The sequence below is a fragment of the Williamsia sp. z34 genome (assembly GCF_059553395.1).
Map to the genome: position 1 here is coordinate 407,530 of NZ_JCANWW010000002.1, position 20,884 is coordinate 428,413.

Genomic DNA, 20,884 nt, shown 5'->3' on the forward strand with positions numbered 1-20,884 from the left:
ATCGGAGGAACCGTGGCCCTTCCCCAGTTGACAGATGAGCAGCGCGCGGCTGCCTTGGAGAAGGCAGCTGCCGCTCGCCGGGCCCGAGCAGAGCTGAAGGAACGCCTCAAGCGTGGCGGCACCGATCTGCAGCAGGTACTCAAGGATGCTGAGAACGATGAGATCCTCGGCAAGATGAAGGTGTCGGCGCTCCTCGAGGCCCTGCCGAAGGTTGGCAAGGTCAAGGCTCAGGAGATCATGACCGAGCTCGAGATCGCCCCCACCCGCCGCCTGCGCGGCCTGGGCGATCGGCAGAAGAAGGCTCTGCTCGCCAAGTTCGACTTTGCCTGATCGTTTCTGCGCGTGAGCCAAGATCTGCAACAGAAGGGCCGGCTGCTGGTTTTGGCCGGCCCTTCTGCTGTCGGCAAGTCGAGCGTTGTCCGTCGGCTCCGGGAATTGCTCCCGGAGCTGATGTTCAGCGTGTCGGCCACCACCCGCGAACCGCGGGTCGGTGAGGTGGACGGTCGCGACTATCACTTCGTCAGTCGCGACGAGTTCGATCGGCTGATCGAGGAGAACCAACTCCTCGAATGGGCTGAGATCCATGGCGGGCTGCAACGCTCGGGAACGCCCGCCAAACCCGTGTACGAGGCCATGGAGCAGGGGAGACCCACTCTGGTGGAGGTCGACCTGGCCGGAGCGCGCAGTATCCGTGCCGCCGTGCCAGAGGCTGTCACCGTGTTTTTGGCCCCACCCAGCTGGGATGTTCTGGTCGCGCGATTGCGTGGTCGGGGCACCGAATCCGAAGAGGTGATCGAGCGTCGTCTGCAGACGGCGCGGGCCGAATTGGACAGTGCCGGCGAGTTCGATCACGTCATCGTGAACGACGAAGTCGACGCGGCGGCCAGACAGTTGCTATCCTTGCTGGTTGAAACCCATTTGAATAATTCGTAGGAGAACTGTGAGCAGCTTGACCACCCAGGACGAGTTCATCGGCGAGGTCGACGCGACGGCGTACGACACCCCGCTTGGTATCACGAACCCGCCGATCGATGAGCTGCTCGAACGGGCTTCTTCGAAGTACGCACTGGTGATCTACGCGGCCAAGCGTGCGCGTCAGATCAACGATTACTACAACCAGCTCGGCGACGGAATCCTCGAATACGTCGGCCCTCTGGTCGAGCCGGGTCTTCAGGAGAAGCCGCTGTCGATCGCGATGCGCGAGATCCACGCAGACCTGCTCGAGCACACCGAAGGCGAGTGAGCACGAATCCCACGGTTCCGGGCTTCCGGAACCGTGGGACCACGTGTATTTCGGATGCGGTGGCGGGAGATCACTCGCGGCGCCTACAGCGAGGATGAGGTTTCGTGACCGAAGCGGTTAGTGCACGCAAGAACATTGTTGTGGGCGTCGGCGGTGGCATCGCGGCGTACAAGGTCGGCTCCGTCATCCGCCACTTCACCGAAGCCGGTCACGGTGTGCGGGTCATCCCCACCGAATCGGCACTCAAGTTCGTCGGTGCGGCCACCTTCGAGGCGCTCAGCGGTAATCCGGTGAGCACCGAGGTGTTCGACGATGTACCCCAGGTGGCCCACGTGCGCCTCGGGCAAGAAGCCGACCTGGTCATCATCGCGCCGGCCACTGCCGACCTGATGGCGCGGGCCGCGTCCGGCCGAGCCGACGACCTGTTGACCTCGACCCTGCTCACCGCGCGATGCCCGGTGATGTTCGTCCCGGCGATGCACACAGAGATGTGGGAGCACCCGGCAACCCAGACCAACGTCCGTACGCTCCGCGCGCACGGCGCCACCGTGATCACCCCCGCCTCCGGCCGGTTGACCGGTGTCGACTCCGGAGCCGGACGACTGCCCGACCCACAGGAGATCGCCCTTCTCGGCGAACTCCTGCTCGAACGTCCCGACGCCCTGCCGTACGACCTGGGCGGCGTCAGGTTCCTCATCAGTGCCGGCGGCACCCGCGAACCACTCGACCCGGTTCGCTACCTCGGCAACCGCAGTTCGGGGAAGCAGGGTTATGCCCTGGCCCGGGCTGCGGCGCAACGTGGCGCCGTGGTCACCCTGGTGGCAGGCGCCACCGACGATCTCGCGACCCCGGCCGGCGTCGAACTCGTCCGGATCAAGTCCGCGGAGCAATTGTCCGAGGAGATGGCGAAACGCGCGCCCGAAACCGATGTGGTGATCATGGCCGCCGCGGTCGCCGATTTCCGTCCGCTGGCGGTGGCGCAGTCGAAGATCAAGAAGACCGGCGACGGCCCGGCTCCGATCGAGCTGACCACCAATCCCGACATCTTGGCCGGTCTGGTCGCCGCGCGCCGCGCCGGTGAGATCCCGGCGGATGTGTCGATCGTCGGCTTTGCGGCCGAGACCGGCGACGAGCATCATGGAGTCCTGGACCACGGACGCGCCAAGCTGGCCCGGAAGGGTTGCGATCTGCTCGTCGTGAACGCGGTCGGTGACGGTAAGGCTTTCGGCATGGATCACAACACCGGGTGGGTGCTCGCCGCGGACGGCCAGGAGACCGCGCTGCCGCTGGGAACCAAAACACTCATGGCGAGCCGAATACTTGACGCCGTGATCGCGATGCGCCCTGATGGTGGGGCATCGATGGTCGATGCAACCGATAGAACCGAGCCTGTGTAATTTGAGGTCCGCGGGTTTTCGCGCAACCCACGACCGGTCCGCTCCAGGACCACCGCTGCCGAGAGGAAATCCATGACCGATTCCCGTTTGTTCACAAGCGAGTCCGTCACCGAAGGTCATCCGGACAAGATCTGTGACGCGATCAGCGACTCGATCCTGGATGCCCTGCTGACCGACGACCCGCGCGCCCGGGTGGCCGTGGAAACCCTGGTCACCACCGGACAGGTCCATGTCGCCGGCGAGGTCAACACCACCGCCTACGCCGACATCCCGAAGATCGTCCGCGAGAAGGTCCTGGAGATCGGCTACGACTCCTCCGCCAAGGGCTTCGACGGCAACTCCTGTGGCGTCAACGTCGCGATCGGTGCGCAGTCGCCCGAGATCGCCCAGGGTGTGGACAACGCATACGAGTCCCGCGTCGAAGGCATCACCGAAGACGAGATCGCCCGCCAGGGTGCCGGCGATCAGGGTCTGATGTTCGGCTACGCCACCGACGAGACCCCCGAATACATGCCCGTCCCGATCGCGTTGGCGCATCGCCTCGCGCGGCGGCTGACCGAGGTCCGCAAGACCGGCGTGCTGCCGTACCTGCGTCCCGACGGCAAGACCCAGGTCACCATCGAATACGTCGGTGACAAGCCGGTCCGTCTCGACACCGTGGTCATCTCCACCCAGCACGCCGCCGACATCGACCTCGAGAACCTGCTGACCCCGGACATCCGCAACCAGGTCCTCGATTCGGTCTTCGAAGAGCTCAACCTGGCGTTCCTCGACACCAGTGATGTGCGCCTGCTGGTCAACCCGACCGGCAAGTTCGTCCTCGGTGGACCGATGGGCGACGCCGGACTGACCGGCCGCAAAATCATCGTCGACACCTATGGCGGCATGGCCCGTCACGGTGGTGGCGCCTTCTCCGGCAAGGATCCGTCGAAGGTCGACCGCAGTGCCGCGTACGCGATGCGCTGGGTGGCCAAGAACGCGATCGCCGCCGGCCTGGCCGGACGTATCGAGGTGCAGGTGGCCTACGCGATCGGCAAGGCTGCCCCGGTGGGCTTGTTCGTCGAGACCTTCGGCACCGAGAACGTCGATCCGGCCAAGATCCAGTCGGCGATCACCGAGGTCTTCGACCTGCGTCCGGGTGCCATCATCCGCGACCTCGACCTGCTGCGTCCGATCTACGCGCCGACCGCGGCCTACGGACACTTCGGCCGCACCGACATCGATCTGCCGTGGGAGCACACCGACCGCGCCGACAAGCTCCGCGCGGCGGCAGGTATCTAGAGGCCCATCCAGTCCGAGCCAGGCCCATCGCCCCCAAGAACGATCGCGAGCTTGCCCCGCGGCTCCCGATCGCGCGTGTTCTGCCGTTGCTGGGTCTGGCACATCTGGACCGGCCGTTCGACTATCAGGTCACCGCCGCCCAGGATGAGCAGGCCCGGCCCGGTGTCCGGGTGCGGGTGCGTTTTTCCGGGCGTCTGGTCGACGGCTACCTGCTCGACCGCATCGAGTCCAGCGATCATCCGGGGCGGCTGGGCTGGCTCGAACGGGTGACCTCACCCGAACAGGTCCTGACCCCCGAGCTGGCGACGCTGGCGCGGGCGGTCGCGGACCGCTACGCCGGGACGATGACCGATGTCCTGCGGCTGGCCATCCCACCGCGACATGCCCGGACCGAGCAGGCCGACGCCGCGCCACCCGGAACCCCGGTGCCGCCGACGGTCGATCTGACGGGTTGGGAACCCTATCGGCACGCCGACTCGTTCCTCGGGGCGGTCGCCGACGGCAAGGCCGCGCGGGCGGCCTGGCAGGCACTGCCCGGTGAGGACTGGCCGGCCCGGCTCGCCGAGGTCGCCTGCCACACCATGATCAGCGGGCGCAGCACCATCATCGTGGTGCCCGACCAACGCGACCTGAATCGACTCGAGGCGGCGTGCGGCGACCTGATCGGTGATCGGGTCGTCTCCCTGTCCGCCGGTCTGGGCCCGTCGGCACGGTACCGACGCTGGCTCCGCGCACTACGCGGCCAGGCGTCGGTGGTCATCGGTACCCGCAGTGCGGCATTCACGCCCATCCCGAACCTGGGGTTGATCGTGGTCTGGGACGACGGCGACGAGAGCCTGTGCGAACCGCGCGCGCCCTATCCGCACACCCGGGAGGTCGCGGTCCTGCGCTCGCATTCGGAAACCTGTGCGCTGATCCTGGCGGGCGCCGCCCGGACCACCGAGACACAGGCACTGGTCGTGGCCGGCTGGGCCCACGACCTCACCGCACCCCGCGCCGTCATCCGGGAACGGACCCCACGGATCAAGGCGCTCTCCGAAGAGGACAACCGGGTGGCGCGCGATCCGCTGGCGCGCTCGGCCCGTATCCCGGCGCTCGCCTTCGACGCCGCCCGTGCCGCGGTCGCGGCCGACACCCCGGTGCTGTTCAGCGTGCCCCGTCGCGGTTACCTGCCGTCGTTGGCCTGCGAACGCTGTCGTTCCCACGTGCGCTGCCGTCGCTGTCATGGACCGATGCAGGCGGACGGTCCGGCCGAGGCGAACAGTTCCCGGCTGGGCATGCTCAGCTGTCGGTGGTGTGGACATCCCGAGGCCGACTTCCGTTGCGCCGAATGCGGTTTCACCAAGGTTCGGGCGCTGACCACGGGGGCGAGCCGGACCGCCGAGGAGTTGGGACGGGCGTTCCCCGGGGTGCCGATCCTGACCTCCGGCGGTGACAAGCTCGTCGAACACGTCGAGCCCGGTGCCCGGGTGGTGGTCTCGACGCCGGGTGCCGAACCGGTGGCGGCGGGTGGCTATGGGGCGGTGATCCTGCTCGACACCTGGGCCCAGCTCGATCGCACCGAACTGCGGGCCGGTGAGGAAGCGGTGCGGCGATGGCTGTCGGCGGCCATGTTGGTGCGGCCGCACGGTCAGGGCGGCACGGTGGTGGTGGTCGCCGACGCCGGGCTGGCACCGGTGCAGGCGGTGATCCGCTGGGATCCGGTCGGCCACGCCCAGACCGAACTCGACCAGCGCACCGAACTCGCCTTCCCGCCCGCGGTGACGATGGCCTCGATCGACGGCGCCGGTCCGGCGGTGATCGCCTTCGCCGAAACGGTCGAGCTGCCCGAGGGTGGGGAAGTGCTCGGACCCGTCGAACTGCCTGCCGGTGTCCGGTTGCCATCGGGCCTGGACCGGGCCGAGGTACCCGATCCGCAGCGAATACTGTTGCGCTGCAAACGTTCGGACGGACGCGTGCTGGCGGCGGCGTTGCGGGCCGCTCTGATCGGGCGCATCGCCCATCACGAGACGTCCCCGATCCGTGTGCAGATGGATCCACCGACCATCGGCTGAGTCCCGGCCGCCCTCTAAGCTTGTTCGGATGGCCGGCGGCGATCTTCGGCGGCCATGTCGACAATGGAGGTAGTACATGCGGGTGGTGTTTGCGGGCACACCTGAGCCCGCCGTCGGATCGTTGCAGGCACTGCTCGATTCCGATCGCCATGAGGTGGTCGGTGTGATCAGTCGCCCCGATGCGGCGGCCGGGCGCGGACGCAAGGTCGCGCGTTCACCCGTTGCGCAACTGGCCGACGACAACAACGTCCCGGTCATCACGCCCCGCCGGCTCGCCGATCCCGAGGCGGTCGAGCAATTGCGCGCCTGGGCGCCGGAGTGCATCCCGGTGGTCGCCTACGGCGGACTGGTGCCGGCCGAACTGCTCGATCTGCCGACTCACGGGTGGGTCAACCTGCACTTCTCGCTCCTGCCGTCCTGGCGCGGTGCCGCACCGGTGCAGGCCGCGATCGCCGCCGGCGACGAGGTGACCGGTGCGACCACGTTCCGGATCGAGGCGGGCCTGGACACCGGCCCGGTGTTCGGTGTCGTCACCGAACGGATCCGGCCCACCGACACCGCGGGCGACCTGCTCGGCCGGTTGTCGGAGACCGGAGCCGGATTGCTGGTCTCGACCCTCGACGGACTCGAGGACGGCACGCTGATCGCGGTGCCGCAGCCCGCCGACGGGATCAGCACCGCACCCAAGATCACCATCGACGACGCCCGCATCCGCTGGGACCTGCCCGCCCATCTCGTCGATCGTCACATCCGGGCGATGACACCGGCGCCCGGTCCCTGGACGAACCTGGGTGACCTGCGGGTCAAGATCGCGAAGTGCTCGATCGTGAGCGATGTCGACGAACGACCGGCACCCGGTGAATTGCTCGTCACCAAAAAAGCACTCATGGTCGGAACCCAAACCGATCCCATCCGCCTCGATGTGGTTCAACCACAAGGCAAAAAGGCCATGGCCGGTGCCGACTGGGCACGCGGGGCCAGACTGACCAACGGACAGGCACTGTCATGAACCAACCCACCGGGAAGCCCACCGCCGACAACCAGGCCGGGACCCCACGCGAGTCCACACCGATCGACCCGGCCCGCATCGCTGCGGTAGACGTGCTGGCCGCGGTCCGCGAACGCGACGCCTACGCCAACCTGATCCTGCCGAAGATGTTGCGCGAGCGGAAGATCACCGGCCGCGACGCGGCACTGGCGACCGAGCTCACCTACGGCACGTGCCGGGCCGCGGGCATGCTCGATGCGATCATCACGTATGTCGCCAAGCGGCCGGTCAAGGACATCGACGGGCCCGTTCTCGACGTCCTGCGCCTGGGTACCTATCAGCTTCTGCGGACCCGGATCGGTGCGCACGCAGCGGTGTCGACGTCAGTGGATCTGGTGCGTTCGCGGGTCGGGCACGGACCGGTCGGCTTCGTCAATGCGATCCTGCGCAAGGTCTCCCAGCGCGACGAGGACCTCTGGGTACAGGAACTCGCGCCGCCGATCACCGAGGACCTGATCGGTCACCTGGCATTCCAGTACGCCCACCCCAAGTGGATCGCCGAGGTCTTCGACGAGGCCCTCGGCGGTTCGGCCGGGGCACTGCAGGCGGCGCTGGCCGCCGATGACGAACGGCCGCTGACACATCTGGTGGCCCGCCCCGGACTGCTCACCGCCGAAGAACTCGCGTTGATCACCGGCGGCGAGGTCGGGCGGTACTCGCCGTACTGCGTCTACCTCGACGGTGGGGATCCCGGTGACCTCGACCCGATCCGAGAGGGCTTGGCCGGCGTGCAGGACGAAGGCAGCCAGCTGGTCGCGCGGTCACTGGCGCAGGCGCCGCTGGTCGGCGACGACAACGGCCGCTGGCTCGACCTCTGCGCCGGGCCCGGTGGCAAGGCGGCACTGCTCGGTGCTCTGGCCGAAATCGAGGGTGCCCGCGTCGACGCGATCGAAAAGGCACCGCACCGAGCCGAATTGGTCCGTAAGTCGACGCGCGACTTGCCGGTCGACGTCAAGGTCGCCGATGGCCGCGACCCCGGCCTGGAGCCCGGATATGACCGGATTCTCGTCGACGCACCGTGCACCGGCCTGGGTGCGCTGCGACGCCGTCCCGAGGCCCGCTGGCGGCGTACACCCGATGATGTTGCCGAACTCGTTGTGCTGCAACGGGAGTTGCTCGAATCGGCGGTGAAGTTGTTGCGTCCGGGCGGGGTTGTCGTCTACGCCACCTGTTCGCCGCACCCCGCCGAGACGACGCAGGCTGTCGACCGGGCCGTCGCCGAACTGCCCATCACCGCCATCGACACCCGCGAATTGGTGCCGATCGAGGGTGTCGGTCCCGGACCGTACGTGCAGCTGTGGCCGCATCTCTACGGCACCGATGCGATGTTCTTCGCCGCACTCCGCAAGGACTGACCGCAGACGAGCCGGAAATACGAAGACGAGCCACAAGTATGTGGCTCGTCTTTGCATTCCCGGCTCGTTTTGCGGGGGCACATAGGATTGTTGGCATGCAGATGCCACCCATGATCGCGCCGTCCATCCTGTCCGCCGATTTCGCCAAACTCGGGGCCGAGGCCGATGCGGTCAAGGGCGCCGACTGGTTGCACGTCGACGTGATGGACGGACACTTCGTGCCCAACCTGACGTTGGGACTGCCGGTGGTCGAGAGCCTGCTCAAGGCCACCGACATCCCGATCGATTGCCACCTGATGATCGAGGACCCGGCCCGCTGGGCGCCCGGATACGCCGAGGCCGGGTCCCACAACGTCACCTTCCACGCCGAGGCCACCGACGATCCGATCGCGGTCGCCAAGGACATCCGCGCTGCCGGCGCCAAGGCGGGCCTGAGCATCAAGCCGGGCACCGAACTCGATCCGTACCTGGAGATCCTCCAGAGCTTCGACACCCTGCTGGTGATGAGCGTCGAACCGGGCTTCGGTGGACAGTCCTTCATCGCCTCCGTGCTCGACAAGGTGCGCCGGGTGCGGTCGCTGGTCGATTCGGGCGAACTGCGGATCCTGGTGGAGATCGACGGCGGGATCAATGCCGACACCATCGAACAGGCCGCCGAAGCCGGCGTGGACTGCTTTGTCGCCGGTTCCGCGGTCTACGGTGCGAGCGATCCGGCCGAGGCCGTCAAATCGCTGCGCGCGCAGGCGGCTGCCGGCCGCGCGCTGACATGACGGGGCTGATCGGGGAGGCGATGCGCCGGGCGATCACCGAGTCGTATGGTGCTCGCGGCCAGAGCACCCCCAACCCGCCGGTCGGCGCGGTGATCCTCGACGTCGACGGTTCGGTGGCCGGCGTCGGGCACACCCGGCCGCCCGGTGGCGCGCACGCCGAGGTCGTCGCTCTCGAGCAGGCCGGATTGCGGGCCGCCGGCGGTACCGCGGTCGTCACCCTCGAACCCTGCAACCACACCGGTCGCACCGGCCCCTGTACCGAAGCCCTGATCGCGGCCGGGGTGCAGGCAGTGGTCTACGCGGTGTCGGATCCCAATCCTTTGGCGCGCGGAGGTCACGCCCGACTGGAAGAAGCCGGCATCGCGGTACAGGCCGGGGTCGGCATCGACGAGGTACGTGACGGCCCGCTGCGGGAATGGCTGTTCCGGCAAGAGCGCGGCCGGCCGATGGTGACCGCCAAGTTCGCGGCGTCCGTCGACGGCCGGATCGCCGCGCCGGACGGAACGAGTCAGTGGATCACCGGCAGTGCGGCGCGCGAGCGAGTCCATCTCGAACGCGGGCAGATCGACGCCATCGTGGTCGGCACCGGGACCGTCCTCGCGGACGATCCGTCGCTGACGGCCCGATACCCCGACGGCTCACTGCGCGAACATCAGCCGCTGCGGGTGATCGTCGGCCGCCGGGAGATCCCGGCCGAGGCGAAGATCTTCGATTCGAGCGCGGCCACGCTGCAGATCGCCGAACACGACCCGGCGCGGGTGATCGAGCAACTGGGAGAGCTCACCAACGTCCAGATCGAGGGCGGCGCACGGTTGCTGGGGGCGTTCTTCGCGGCCGGACTCGTCGACCGGGTCCAGGCGTATCTGGCGCCCCTGGTGATCGGCGGGGGAGCCGCGGCGGTGGTCGACGATTCGGTGCTGACGTTGTCGCAGGCACGCCGGTTCACCACCGCGGGCGTCGAAACCCTCGGCGATGACGTTCTGCTCACGCTGAATGCAAACTGATTCACCGTCCTGACCGGCGCCAACATGTCGTTAGCGCAGATCACGATATACGTCCGATGTGATAGTTTCTAAGGTGGAAGTTCTCGGGGCGGGGTGTAATTCCCCACCGGCGGTAAAAGTGGATCGACACCTGTTGGACACTGAGCCCGCGAGCGCCCTCACCCGGTGAGGGGTCGAGCAGATTCCGGTGAGATCCCGGAGCCGACGGTCATAGTCCGGACGTGAGAGAACTCCACTTGGCGGGTCTTCTGACGACCCGGCCATGTGCCGCCCTGAGATCGCGAAGCGATTGAAGGAGTAGGCGATGTTCACGGGAATCGTCGAGGAGCGCGGCAGCATTGTTGCGCGTGAAGACTTGACCGATGCGGCACGATTCACCGTTCGGGGTCCGTTGGTGACCAGTGATGCCGGACACGGGGATTCGATCGCCGTCAACGGGGTCTGTCTGACCGTGGTGGACCTGGTCGACGACGGCGCCTTCACCGTCGATGTGATGGGCGAGACGCTACGGCGCAGTTCGCTGGCCGACCTCGCGCCCGGCAGCCCGGTCAACCTGGAACGCGCCATGCCCGCAGGCGGCCGGTTCGGCGGCCACATCGTCCAGGGCCATGTCGACGGCATCGGGACCGTGGAATCGGTCACACCCGGAGAGAACTGGACCGTCGTGCGGATCGGGACCACCGGATCCATCGCCCGCTACATCGTCGAAAAAGGTTCTATCACCGTCGATGGCGTTTCGTTGACCGTTTCGTCGATCGGCCCGGACTGGTTTGAGATATCCCTCATCCCAACGACTCTCGCGTTGACCACCTTGGGGGAAGCGGCCGCCGGTGCAGTCGTTAACCTAGAGGTCGACGTGATAGCCAAATACGTCGAACGGCTATCCGCGATCGGAGTGGAGAAATGAGTAACCAGGTGGGCACCACCACAGGCCTACATCAGGGCACCAAGTTCGACACGATCGAGCGTGCGCTCGCCGATATCGCGGCAGGTAAGGCAGTCGTCGTCGTCGACGACGAGGATCGCGAGAACGAAGGCGACCTGATCTTCGCGGCCGAGAAGGCCACTCCCGAATTGGTCGCGTTCATGGTCCGGTACACCTCCGGATACCTGTGTGTGCCGCTCGACGGCGACGATTGTGATCGCCTCGGTCTGCCGCCGATGTACTCGGTGAACCAGGACAAGCACGGCACCGCCTACACCGTGACCGTTGATGCCCGCGAGGGGATCGGCACCGGTATCAGTGCCTCCGACCGCGCCGCGACGATGCGACTGCTCGCCGATCCGACCACCACCGCAGGCGACTTCACCCGCCCGGGCCACGTGGTCCCGCTGCGCGCCAAGGAGGGTGGCGTCCTGCGCCGCCCCGGTCACACAGAGGCCGCGGTGGATCTGGCCCGGATGGCCGATCTGGCGCCCGCCGGCGTGATCTGCGAGATCGTCAGCCAGAAGGACGAGGGTGCGATGGCGCAGACCCCCGAACTGAGGGTCTTCGCCGACGAACACGACCTGGCGCTGATCTCGATCGCCGATCTGATCGCGTGGCGCCGTCGTCACGAAAAGCATGTGGTCCGGGTTGCCGATGCCCGGATCCCCACCCGCCACGGTGCATTCCGGGCCGTCGGTTACACCAGCATCTACGACGAGGTCGAGCACGTGGCCCTGGTCCTCGGCGATGTGGCCGGCCCAGACGGTGAGGGCAACGACGTCCTGGTCCGGGTGCATTCGGAGTGCCTGACCGGAGACGTCTTCGGTTCGCTGCGCTGCGATTGCGGCCCGCAGCTCGACGCCGCGATGGAGATGGTCGCCGCCGAAGGCCGCGGCATCGTGCTCTACATGCGTGGCCACGAAGGCCGCGGCATCGGGCTGCTGCACAAGTTGCAGGCCTACCAGCTGCAGGACGCCGGCTCCGACACCGTCGACGCGAACCTCGAACTCGGTCTGCCCGCGGACTCCCGCGACTACGGTCTGGGTGCCCAGATCCTCGTCGATCTCGGTGTCTCGTCGATGCGACTGCTGACCAACAATCCCGCCAAGCGCGTCGGACTGGACGGCTATGGCCTGCAGATCACCGAGCGGGTGCCGATGCCGGTTCGGCCCAATGCGGAGAACTTGCGGTACCTGCGTACCAAACGGGACCGGATGGGCCACGACCTCGTCGGGCTCGACGACCACGAGGACACCGAACTGAGCGGAGGCAGTCCAGCATGAGCGGCGCCGGGGAACCAACACTGAACCTGGGTGACGCCAGCCGCCTGCGACTGGCCATCGTTGCCTCGCAATGGCATTCGACGATCTGTGAGTCGCTGCTCGACGGTGCGAAAAAGGCCGCCGGCGACGTCGGGATCACCGAGCCGACGATCGTGCGCGTCGCCGGTGCGATCGAACTCCCGGTGATCGTGCAGGCGCTGGCCCGCAATCACGACGCCGTGGTCGCGCTGGGTGTGGTGATCCGTGGCGACACCCCGCACTTCGACTACGTGTGTGATGCGGTGACCGCCGGCCTGACCCGGGTCTCGCTCGACGAGTCGACCCCGGTCGGCAACGGTGTGCTCACGACGAACAACGAGCAGCAGGCCCTGGACCGCGCGGGTCTGCCGGATTCGAAGGAAGACAAGGGCGCTCAGGCCGCAACTGCGGCGATCGCCTCGGCGTTGACCTTGCGGGCGCTCTCCCGCGGCGAATACCACCCCGAGATCTGATGAGCTCTCAGGCAAAGACGGATACAGTCGCTGTGGTGACGGACGAACCCCGATGGCTGATGGTCTACCGGCCGCGCAAGTCACCGCTCTACGCGTTGATCGCCGCCGTGGCGGTCGTCATCGTGCATGTGATCGTGGCGTTGCTGCTCCAGGTGGGTGACTCCGGCATCGTCTTCAAACTTGCCGATCAGATTGCGATGGTCGGGCTCGGCATGATCATCGGTGGTTCGTTCCTCCTGCTCGCCCGGGCCCGGATCCGGGTCGGCGCCGAGGGCATCGCGGTCCGAAATCTGTTCAACGAGCGGATCTTTGACTGGTCGATCATCGAGGGCATCCGGTACCCGCACAGTGGCAGCTGGGCGCGCCTGGAACTGCCCGAGGATGAGCACGTGCCGATCCTGGCCATCCAGGCCAACGACGGTGACCGGGCCGTGGCGGCCATGGCCGAGGTGCGGGCCCTGCACGAACGTTTCGCCCGAGCGGCCTGACACCGCTGATTCCCGGCAGCCCCTCACGTGGGGGATTCACGATGTGTCACTGCGGGGTACTAGCCTGGATTTCGTGGCTGACCCGACGACGTACCGACCGGTCCCGGGGAGTATTCCCACCGACCCCGGCGTCTACAAATTCCGGGACGCGCATCAGCGAGTGATCTATGTGGGCAAGGCGAAAAACCTCCGCTCTCGCCTGACGTCCTACTTCGCCGACCTGACGACGCTGCATCCGCGCACCCGCCAGATGGTGACCACCGCCGCCTCCGTGGAATGGACGGTGGTCGCCACCGAGGTCGAGGCCCTCCAGCTCGAATACAACTGGATCAAGGAGTTCGATCCGCGGTTCAACGTCCGCTATCGCGATGACAAGAGTTATCCGATGCTGGCGGTGACGATGAACGAGGAGTACCCGCGGCTGTTCGTCTACCGCGGTCCCCGGCGCAAAGGGGTGCGGTATTTCGGTCCGTACTCGCATGCCTGGGCCATCCGCGAGACGCTTGATCTGCTGACCCGGGTCTTTCCCGCCCGCACGTGTTCGTCAGGGGTCTTCAAGCGGCACCATCAGATCGACCGGCCCTGCCTGCTCGGCTATATCGACAAGTGCTCGGCGCCGTGCGTCGGCCGGGTCAGCGCTGCCGAGCATCGGGCGATCGTCGAGGACTTCTGTGACTTCCTGGCCGGCCGCACCGACCGGATGATCAACAACCTGCAGGGCCAGATGGAAAAGGCCTCCGCCGAACTGGATTTCGAGCGGGCCGCGCGGCTGCGCGATGACATCGCCGCACTGCGTCGCGCCCTCGAACGCCAGTCGGTGGTCCTCGGGGACGGCACCGATGCCGACCTCGTTGCGATGGAAGGCGATCAGCTCGAGGTCTCGGTCCAGGTCTTCCACGTCCGTGGCGGACGCGTCCGCGGGCAGCGCGGCTGGATCGTCGAGAAGTCCGGCGACGACAACCTGGCGGATCAGGTGGGCCAGTTCCTCACCCAGTTCTACGGCGAACAGGCCGATCAGGCCGAGTCGGTGTCGGTCGATGACGGCCACGCGAAAACCGACCCGGTGCCCAGGGAGGTGCTCGTGCCGGCTCTCCCGCCCGATGTCGACGAGGTCCGGGACTGGTTGTCGGGGCTGCGTGGCAGCCACGTCGACCTCCGGATCCCGCAGCGCGGCGACAAGAAGGCCCTGATGGAAACCGTGCACCGCAATGCCGCGGACGCGCTGGCACACCACAAACTCAAGCGGGCCGGGGATCTGACGACCCGGTCGGCGGCGCTGACCGAGATCCAGGACACCCTCGGACTCGATTCGGCGCCGTTGCGGATCGAATGCATCGACATCTCGCATGTGCAGGGCACCGATGTCGTGGCGTCGCTGGTGGTGTTCGAGGACGGCCTGCCGCGCAAGTCCGACTACCGGCACTATGCGATCAGAGAAGCTGCCGGAGACGGTCATTCGGACGACGTGGCGTCGATCGCGGAGGTCACCCGGCGCCGGTTCCTGCGACATCGGGTCGACGTCGCCGACGGTCAGCCCACGGCCCCAACCGAGGTCACCGCGGGCATCGAGGTCGCCGAGGGCGGTGATGGGGGAGACGTCGCCCCGGAGGCGGCGATCGATCCGAAAACCGGGCGTCCCCGACGGTTCGCCTACCCGCCCAACCTGTTCGTCGTCGACGGCGGTGCCCCGCAGGTGCATGCGGCCGCGGCCGTGCTCGACGAGCTCAACATCACCGATGTGGCCGTGGTGGGCCTGGCCAAGCGCCTCGAGGAGGTGTGGGTGCCCGGCGACGACGATCCGGTGATCTTCCCGCGCACCAGTGAGGCGCTGTTCCTGCTCCAGCGCATCCGCGACGAGGCACACCGCTTCGCCATCAGCTTCCACCGGAGCAAGCGCAGCAAGCGGATGACGGCCTCCGCGCTCGACGGGGTACCCGGCCTCGGTAGTACCAGGCGCGCGGCGCTGGTGTCCCATTTCGGGTCGGTCGCGAACCTGCGCAAGGCCACGGTCGAGGAGATCGCCCAGGTGCCGGGTATCGGGCAGATGACTGCACGTGCGGTGCAGGCGGCACTTGTCGAACATAATCAGTCGAGTGAGCAGACAGGACCCACACCGTGAGTGAAGTCGAGAACGCGGTCGCGCCGCAACCGCCCGCACAGACGCCCGACGTCTTACTGGTCACCGGCTTGTCCGGCGCCGGCAGCAGCACCGTGGGCAACCTCCTCGAGGATGCCGGCTGGTACGTCGCCGACAACGTGCCCCACACGTTGATCGGATCGATGGTCGAACTGGCCCGGGGTGCCGATTCGGCGATCTCCCGGCTGGCGATCGTGATGCGGATCCAGGACGATTCGTACGCCTCCGCACTGGAGACGTTGCGCGCCGACCTCGATCGGGTCGGTATCGAGCCGCGGGTGATCTTCATCGAGGCGTCCGACCAGGTCCTGGTCCAGCGTTTCGAGCAGGTCCGGCGGCGGCATCCGCTGCAGGGCAACGGGACTCTGATCTCGGCGATCGTGGCCGAACGCGAGATGCTGGCCGGGGTCAAGGAACGGGCCGATCTCGTTGTCGATACGTCGGGTCTGTCGGTGCAGCGACTCCGGGTGATCATCGAGGGCGCGTACGCCGAGGCGTCGGTCGCCGACGTGAGTGTGGTGGTCGAGTCATTCGGGTTCAAATACGGCCTCCCGATCGATGCCGACATGGTCGCCGACGTCCGTTTCCTTCCCAACCCGTACTGGGTGCCCGAACTCAAAGACCACAACGGTCTGGAGCAACCGGTCCGCGACTACGTCCTCGGCCAGGAGGGTGCACCGGAGTTCCTCGAGAAGTACGAGCAGATCCTTCGGCTCGTCGGCGACGGTTACCGGCGTGAGGGCAAGCGCTACATGACCGTTGCCATCGGATGCACCGGTGGCAAGCATCGCAGCGTCGCGATCAGCGAAGCACTGGCCGCGGCCCTGTCCAAGGCCACCGACGATGACGGTTCCTTCTCGGTCCGGGTGGCCCACCGCGATCTGGGGCGCGAATGAAGATCGTGGCTCTCGGCGGGGGGCACGGACTGTACGCAACCCTGACGGCGATGCGCCTGCTGAGCGACGACGTGACCGCGATCGTGACCGTTGCCGACGACGGTGGATCCTCGGGCCGGCTGCGATCCGAACTCGGCATCCTGCCGCCCGGTGACCTCCGGATGGCGATCGCCGCACTGCTCGCGGCCACCGAACCTCCGGGTGATGGCGACGGCACCGGACGGGGTGCACATCCTCCGCAGGAGTGGGCCTCGTTGCTGCAGCACCGCTTCGGTGGTCGCGGCGCACTGGCCGGACATCCGGTCGGCAATCTGTTGCTGGCCGGGCTGACCGAGGCCACCGGTGATGCGGTGGTCGCGCTCGAGATGATGACCGAGCTGTTCGGGGTCCGCGGCCGGGTCCTCCCGATGTCGACCACCGGACTCCAGATCGAGGCCGATGTCTCCGGCCTGGAGGACGATCCCCGGATCAGCCGGGCGATCCGCGGCCAGGTCGCGGTCGCCACCACCCCGGGCATCGTGCGCCGGGTACGCCTCTCGCCGAACCCCCCGCCGGCCTGCCCGGAAGCGATCGAGGCCATCGAGGCCGCCGACCTGGTGGTGCTGGGTCCGGGCTCCTGGTTCTCCAGTGTGATCCCGCACGTGCTGGTGCCCGGTCAGCTAGCCGCATTGAAGCGGACGTCCGCGAAGAAGGTGCTGATCGTCAATCTGGCCCCGGAACCCGGTGAGACGACCGGTTTTTCGGTGGAGCGGCATCTGCACGTGCTCCTGGCCCATGCGGACGACTTCCGGGTCGATCATGTGCTCGTCGACTCGGGTTCGGTGCCCGTGGGATCCGAGCGTGAACACGTTGAGCGGGCGGCGGCCAAATTTGGGGCTACGCTGCACGATGGTGAACTCGCGGTTGCGGGTACCCACACCCATGACCCAGGCAGGGTTGCCGCTCTCATAGGTGGCTTGTGCGATAGTGAATCGGCAGGCTACCGACCGATAGTTGAAACGACATCCACAGAGGGAGAACGCGTCCGGTGGCGATGACATCCGCGGTCAAAGACGAACTGAGTCGGCTGGCGGTGACGCAGGTGAGTTGCCGAAAGGCAGAGGTTTCAGCGCTGTTGCGATTCGCGGGCGGACTCCACATTGTGGCCGGCCGGGTGGTGGTGGAAGCCGAGGTCGACCTCGGCAACGTCGCGCGCCGACTCAAGCGCGAGATCTTCGAGCTCTATGGCTACAACTCCGAGGCGCACGTCCTGAGCGCCGGCGGCATCCGGAAGAGTGCCCGGTACATCGTCCGGGTCACCAAGGACGGTGAGGCGTTGGCGCGCCAGACCGGTCTGCTCGACATGCGCGGGCGCCCGGTGCGGGGCCTGCCGGCACAGGTGGTCGGCGGCAGTGTCGGAGATGCCGAGGCCGCCTGGCGAGGTGCGTTCCTGGCCCACGGTTCCTTGACCGAGCCGGGCCGTTCGTCGGCCCTGGAGGTCAGTTGCCCCGGACCCGAGGCCGCACTGGCGCTGGTGGGCGCCGCGCGCCGGCTCGGTGTCACCGCGAAGGCCCGTGAGGTCCGCGGCGCCGACCGGGTCGTCATCCGCGACGGTGAGGCGATCGGTGCACTGCTGACCCGCATGGGTGCCCAGGACACCAGGCTGACCTGGGAAGAGCGCCGGATGCGGCGCGAGGTCCGCGCGACGGCCAACCGTCTGGCGAACTTCGACGATGCCAACCTGCGCCGATCTGCCCGCGCCGCGGTGGCTGCGGCCGCCAGGGTCGAACGTGCTCTGGAGATCCTCGGCGATCAGGTGCCCGATCACCTGATCTCCGCCGGTCAGCTGCGTATCACCCACCGGCAGGCCTCGCTCGAGGAACTCGGCCAGCTGGCCGATCCGCCGATGACGAAAGATGCTGTGGCAGGACGTATTCGGCGATTGTTGTCGATGGCTGACAAGAAGGCCAGGACCGACGGCATTCCGGACACCGAGTCGGCCGTCACCGCAGACCTCCTCGACGACGAATAGCGGGCGCACGCCCGGTTCGCCGGCCTTATGCACGTCACGTGCATGTCGCGTGCATCGGCGCAGGCGGACCGGGGGTGCCAGGTCCGCGGGCGCCGACTAGGCTGAGCATTGCCGCAGAGGCGGGGCCACACGATGGCCCAGCACACCGCAAAGCTAAGGAGCTCATAGTGACCGTTCGGGTAGGCGTCAACGGATTCGGCCGGATCGGCCGCAACTTTTTCCGCGCGATAGAGGCGCAGAAGGCGCTGGGCACCACGGATGTCGAGATTGTCGCAGTCAACGATCTCACCGACAATGCGAGCCTGGCACACCTCCTCAAGTACGACTCCATCCTCGGCCGTCTGCCGCAGGATGTCTCGCTCGAAGGCGACGACACCATCGTCGTGGGCGACAAGAAGATCAAGGCACTCGCGCACCGCGGACCGCTCAGCGAATTGCCCTGGGGCGACCTGGGTGTCGATGTCGTCGTCGAGTCGACCGGTATCTTCACCGATGCCGCCAAGGCCAAGGGCCACCTCGAGGCCGGTGCCAAGAAGGTCATCATCTCCGCGCCCGCCAAGGGTGAGGACATCACCATCGTGATGGGCGTCAACGACGACAAGTACGACGGCAGCCAAAACATCATCTCGAACGCCTCGTGCACCACCAACTGCCTCGGCCCGGTCGCCAAGGTCCTCGACGACGAGTTCGGCATCGTCTCGGGTCTGATGACCACGGTCCACGCATACACCCAGGACCAGAACCTGCAGGACGGCCCGCACAGCGACCTGCGTCGTGCCCGCGCCGCCGCGCTCAACGTCGTTCCCACGGGTACCGGTGCAGCCAAGGCCATCGGTCTGGTTCTCCCGCAGCTGCTCGGCAAGCTCGACGGCTACGCGCTGCGGGTGCCGATCCCGACCGGTTCGGTCACCGACCTGACGGCCATCCTCAAGAAGAAGGCCACCGTCGACGAGATCAATGCTGCGATGCAGGCCGCCGCCGAGGGACCGCTCAAGGGCATCCTGAAGTACAGCACCGCCCCGATCGTGTCGTCGGACATCGTCACCGACGCGCATTCGTCGATCTTCGATGCGCCGCTGACCAAGGTCATCGACGAGCAGGTCAAGATCGTGTCCTGGTACGACAACGAGTGGGGCTACTCCAACCGCCTCGTCGATCTCATCGGACTGGTTGCCAAGTCCCTCTAAGGGGTTCTCGCCCTTTGGTTTTCGGCGGAATCACCGCCGCCACGCATCACGCCTGTACCCCGTATCACCGATCGCAAAGAGACAACGCATCTGATGACCATCTCGGTACCCACCCTCGCCGACCTGCTCGAGACCGGAGTGGAAGGCCGGACCGTCCTGGTCCGATCCGACCTCAACGTTCCGCTCGACAATGGCAGAATCACCGATCCAGGTCGCATCCTGGCGTCGGTGCCCACCATCAAGTCCCTGTCCGACGCTGGTGCAAAGGTCATCGTGGCCGCGCACCTCGGTCGCCCGAAAGGTGCACCGGATCCGGCGTTTTCGCTGGCTCCGGTGGCCGAACGACTCGGCGCCGAGCTCGGACGCAATGTCCAGCTCGCCACCGATGTCGTCGGCGGTGACGCCCTCGCACGATCGGAGGGACTCACCGACGGGGACGTGATGATGCTGGAGAACGTGCGGTTCGATCCGCGCGAGACCTCCAAGGATGCCGCCGAGCGGGGCAGGCTCGCCGAGGCGTTGGTGGAACTGACCGGTGACAACGGTGCATTCGTCTCGGATGGCTTCGGTGTCGTGCATCGCGAGCAGGCATCGGTATATGACGTGGCAAAGCTGTTGCCGCACTATGCCGGTGGCCTGGTCGCTGCCGAGGTCGAGGTTCTGGTGAAGCTGACCACCGACACCGCCCGCCCGTATGCGGTGGTGCTCGGTGGTTCGAAGGTCTCCGACAAGCTCGGTGTCATCGAGGCGTTGGCCCCCAAGGTCGACACCCTGGTGATCGGTGGCGGGATGGCGTTCACGTTCCTGGCCGCACGCGGGCTGCCGGTGGGCAACTCACTGCTGCAGGAAGACCAGATCGAGGTCTGCCGCTCCCTGCTCGAGCGTTTCGGCGACGTCATCCACCTGCCGGTCGACGTTGTCGTCGCCGACAAGTTCGCCGCGGATGCGCAGTCGAAGGTGGTCTCTGCAGAAGAGATCCCGGACGGCTGGATGGGTCTGGACATCGGACCCGAGTCGGTCAACCGGTTCGCCGCGGTACTCGGCGAGGCCAAGACCTTGTTCTGGAACGGTCCGGCCGGTGTGTTCGAGTTCGAGAAGTTCTCGGCAGGCACCAAGGGGCTGGCCGAGGCGATCATCGGTGCCACCAGCGGTGGCGCGTTCTCCGTTGTCGGCGGTGGCGACAGTGCCGCCGCGGTCCGGCTGCTCGGCCTGCCCGAAGACGGCTTCTCCCACATCTCGACCGGTGGTGGGGCCTCGCTCGAGTTCCTCGAGGGCAAAGAACTGCCCGGCCTGACCGTATTGGAGAACTGA

At 67.1% G+C, this 20,884-nt stretch carries 20 protein-coding genes and 1 riboswitch; all 20 genes read left to right on the plus strand.

All coding sequences use genetic code 11. The features are described 5' to 3' along the window. The first annotated feature begins 12 nt into the window (after positions 1-12). Positions 13-330 carry an integration host factor, actinobacterial type gene (mihF, locus tag AC51GT_RS06245; protein ID WP_023959453.1) on the plus strand — a complete coding sequence of 106 codons (318 nt, stop codon included), beginning with the start codon at positions 13-15 and terminating at the stop codon, positions 328-330. Positions 331-375: 45 nt separating this feature from the next. Beyond that, positions 376-933, plus strand: coding sequence for a guanylate kinase (gene gmk / locus AC51GT_RS06250; protein WP_496325457.1), 558 nt, complete (start codon positions 376-378; stop codon positions 931-933). A 7-nt stretch (positions 934-940) separates the two neighbouring features. Beyond that, positions 941-1,243 carry a DNA-directed RNA polymerase subunit omega gene (rpoZ, locus tag AC51GT_RS06255; protein WP_020108885.1) on the plus strand — a complete coding sequence of 101 codons (303 nt, stop codon included), beginning with the start codon at positions 941-943 and terminating at the stop codon, positions 1,241-1,243. Positions 1,244-1,347: 104 nt separating this feature from the next. Continuing rightward, on the plus strand, positions 1,348-2,640 hold the full coding sequence (gene coaBC / locus AC51GT_RS06260) for a bifunctional phosphopantothenoylcysteine decarboxylase/phosphopantothenate--cysteine ligase CoaBC (protein ID WP_496325116.1): 1,293 nt from the start codon (positions 1,348-1,350) through the stop codon (positions 2,638-2,640). 72 nt (positions 2,641-2,712) lie between these two features. Next, a complete protein-coding gene (gene metK / locus AC51GT_RS06265; protein ID WP_496328211.1) occupies positions 2,713-3,921 on the plus strand; it encodes a methionine adenosyltransferase in 1,209 nt (402 codons plus the stop codon). 26 nt (positions 3,922-3,947) lie between these two features. Next, positions 3,948-5,975 carry a primosomal protein N' gene (locus AC51GT_RS06270; RefSeq protein WP_496328478.1) on the plus strand — a complete coding sequence of 676 codons (2,028 nt, stop codon included), beginning with the start codon at positions 3,948-3,950 and terminating at the stop codon, positions 5,973-5,975. Between the two features lie 76 nt (positions 5,976-6,051). Beyond that, entirely contained in the window at positions 6,052-6,984 is a 933-nt protein-coding gene (fmt, locus tag AC51GT_RS06275) for a methionyl-tRNA formyltransferase (protein ID WP_496328212.1), read from the plus strand. Next, complete coding sequence (locus AC51GT_RS06280) at positions 6,981-8,378, plus strand: RsmB/NOP family class I SAM-dependent RNA methyltransferase (protein WP_496328213.1); 1,398 nt, start codon at positions 6,981-6,983, stop codon at positions 8,376-8,378. The genes fmt and AC51GT_RS06280 overlap by 4 nt, the downstream gene beginning before the upstream one ends. Positions 8,379-8,488: 110 nt before the next feature. Beyond that, positions 8,489-9,148 carry a ribulose-phosphate 3-epimerase gene (rpe, locus tag AC51GT_RS06285; RefSeq protein WP_496328479.1) on the plus strand — a complete coding sequence of 220 codons (660 nt, stop codon included), beginning with the start codon at positions 8,489-8,491 and terminating at the stop codon, positions 9,146-9,148. Continuing rightward, positions 9,145-10,152 (plus strand): bifunctional diaminohydroxyphosphoribosylaminopyrimidine deaminase/5-amino-6-(5-phosphoribosylamino)uracil reductase RibD, encoded by a 1,008-nt coding sequence (gene ribD, locus AC51GT_RS06290; protein WP_496328214.1) that lies wholly within the window; start codon positions 9,145-9,147, stop codon positions 10,150-10,152. The genes rpe and ribD overlap by 4 nt, the downstream gene beginning before the upstream one ends. Positions 10,153-10,227: 75 nt before the next feature. After that, positions 10,228-10,387, plus strand: a riboswitch (FMN riboswitch). 69 nt (positions 10,388-10,456) lie between these two features. Beyond that, complete coding sequence (locus tag AC51GT_RS06295) at positions 10,457-11,059, plus strand: riboflavin synthase (RefSeq protein ID WP_496325111.1); 603 nt, start codon at positions 10,457-10,459, stop codon at positions 11,057-11,059. Beyond that, positions 11,056-12,363: a bifunctional 3,4-dihydroxy-2-butanone-4-phosphate synthase/GTP cyclohydrolase II gene (locus AC51GT_RS06300; RefSeq protein WP_496328215.1), complete on the plus strand. Its 1,308-nt coding sequence runs from the start codon at positions 11,056-11,058 to the stop codon at positions 12,361-12,363. The genes AC51GT_RS06295 and AC51GT_RS06300 overlap by 4 nt, the downstream gene beginning before the upstream one ends. Beyond that, complete coding sequence (gene ribH / locus AC51GT_RS06305) at positions 12,360-12,854, plus strand: 6,7-dimethyl-8-ribityllumazine synthase (protein ID WP_496328216.1); 495 nt, start codon at positions 12,360-12,362, stop codon at positions 12,852-12,854. The genes AC51GT_RS06300 and ribH overlap by 4 nt, the downstream gene beginning before the upstream one ends. After that, complete coding sequence (locus AC51GT_RS06310) at positions 12,854-13,342, plus strand: PH domain-containing protein (RefSeq protein ID WP_496325108.1); 489 nt, start codon at positions 12,854-12,856, stop codon at positions 13,340-13,342. Before ribH ends, AC51GT_RS06310 begins: the two co-directional genes overlap by 1 nt. A 73-nt stretch (positions 13,343-13,415) precedes the next feature. Next, positions 13,416-15,461 (plus strand): excinuclease ABC subunit UvrC, encoded by a 2,046-nt coding sequence (gene uvrC / locus AC51GT_RS06315; RefSeq protein ID WP_496328217.1) that lies wholly within the window; start codon positions 13,416-13,418, stop codon positions 15,459-15,461. Then, positions 15,458-16,375 (plus strand): RNase adapter RapZ, encoded by a 918-nt coding sequence (rapZ, locus tag AC51GT_RS06320; protein WP_496328218.1) that lies wholly within the window; start codon positions 15,458-15,460, stop codon positions 16,373-16,375. The genes uvrC and rapZ overlap by 4 nt, the downstream gene beginning before the upstream one ends. After that, entirely contained in the window at positions 16,372-17,412 is a 1,041-nt protein-coding gene (locus AC51GT_RS06325) for a gluconeogenesis factor YvcK family protein (protein WP_496325105.1), read from the plus strand. The genes rapZ and AC51GT_RS06325 overlap by 4 nt, the downstream gene beginning before the upstream one ends. Next, complete coding sequence (whiA, locus tag AC51GT_RS06330) at positions 17,409-18,386, plus strand: DNA-binding protein WhiA (protein WP_495516913.1); 978 nt, start codon at positions 17,409-17,411, stop codon at positions 18,384-18,386. Before AC51GT_RS06325 ends, whiA begins: the two co-directional genes overlap by 4 nt. 167 nt (positions 18,387-18,553) lie before the next feature. Then, on the plus strand, positions 18,554-19,573 hold the full coding sequence (gap, locus tag AC51GT_RS06335; protein ID WP_496325104.1) for a type I glyceraldehyde-3-phosphate dehydrogenase: 1,020 nt from the start codon (positions 18,554-18,556) through the stop codon (positions 19,571-19,573). Positions 19,574-19,672: 99 nt separating this feature from the next. Continuing rightward, entirely contained in the window at positions 19,673-20,884 is a 1,212-nt protein-coding gene (locus AC51GT_RS06340) for a phosphoglycerate kinase (RefSeq protein WP_496328480.1), read from the plus strand.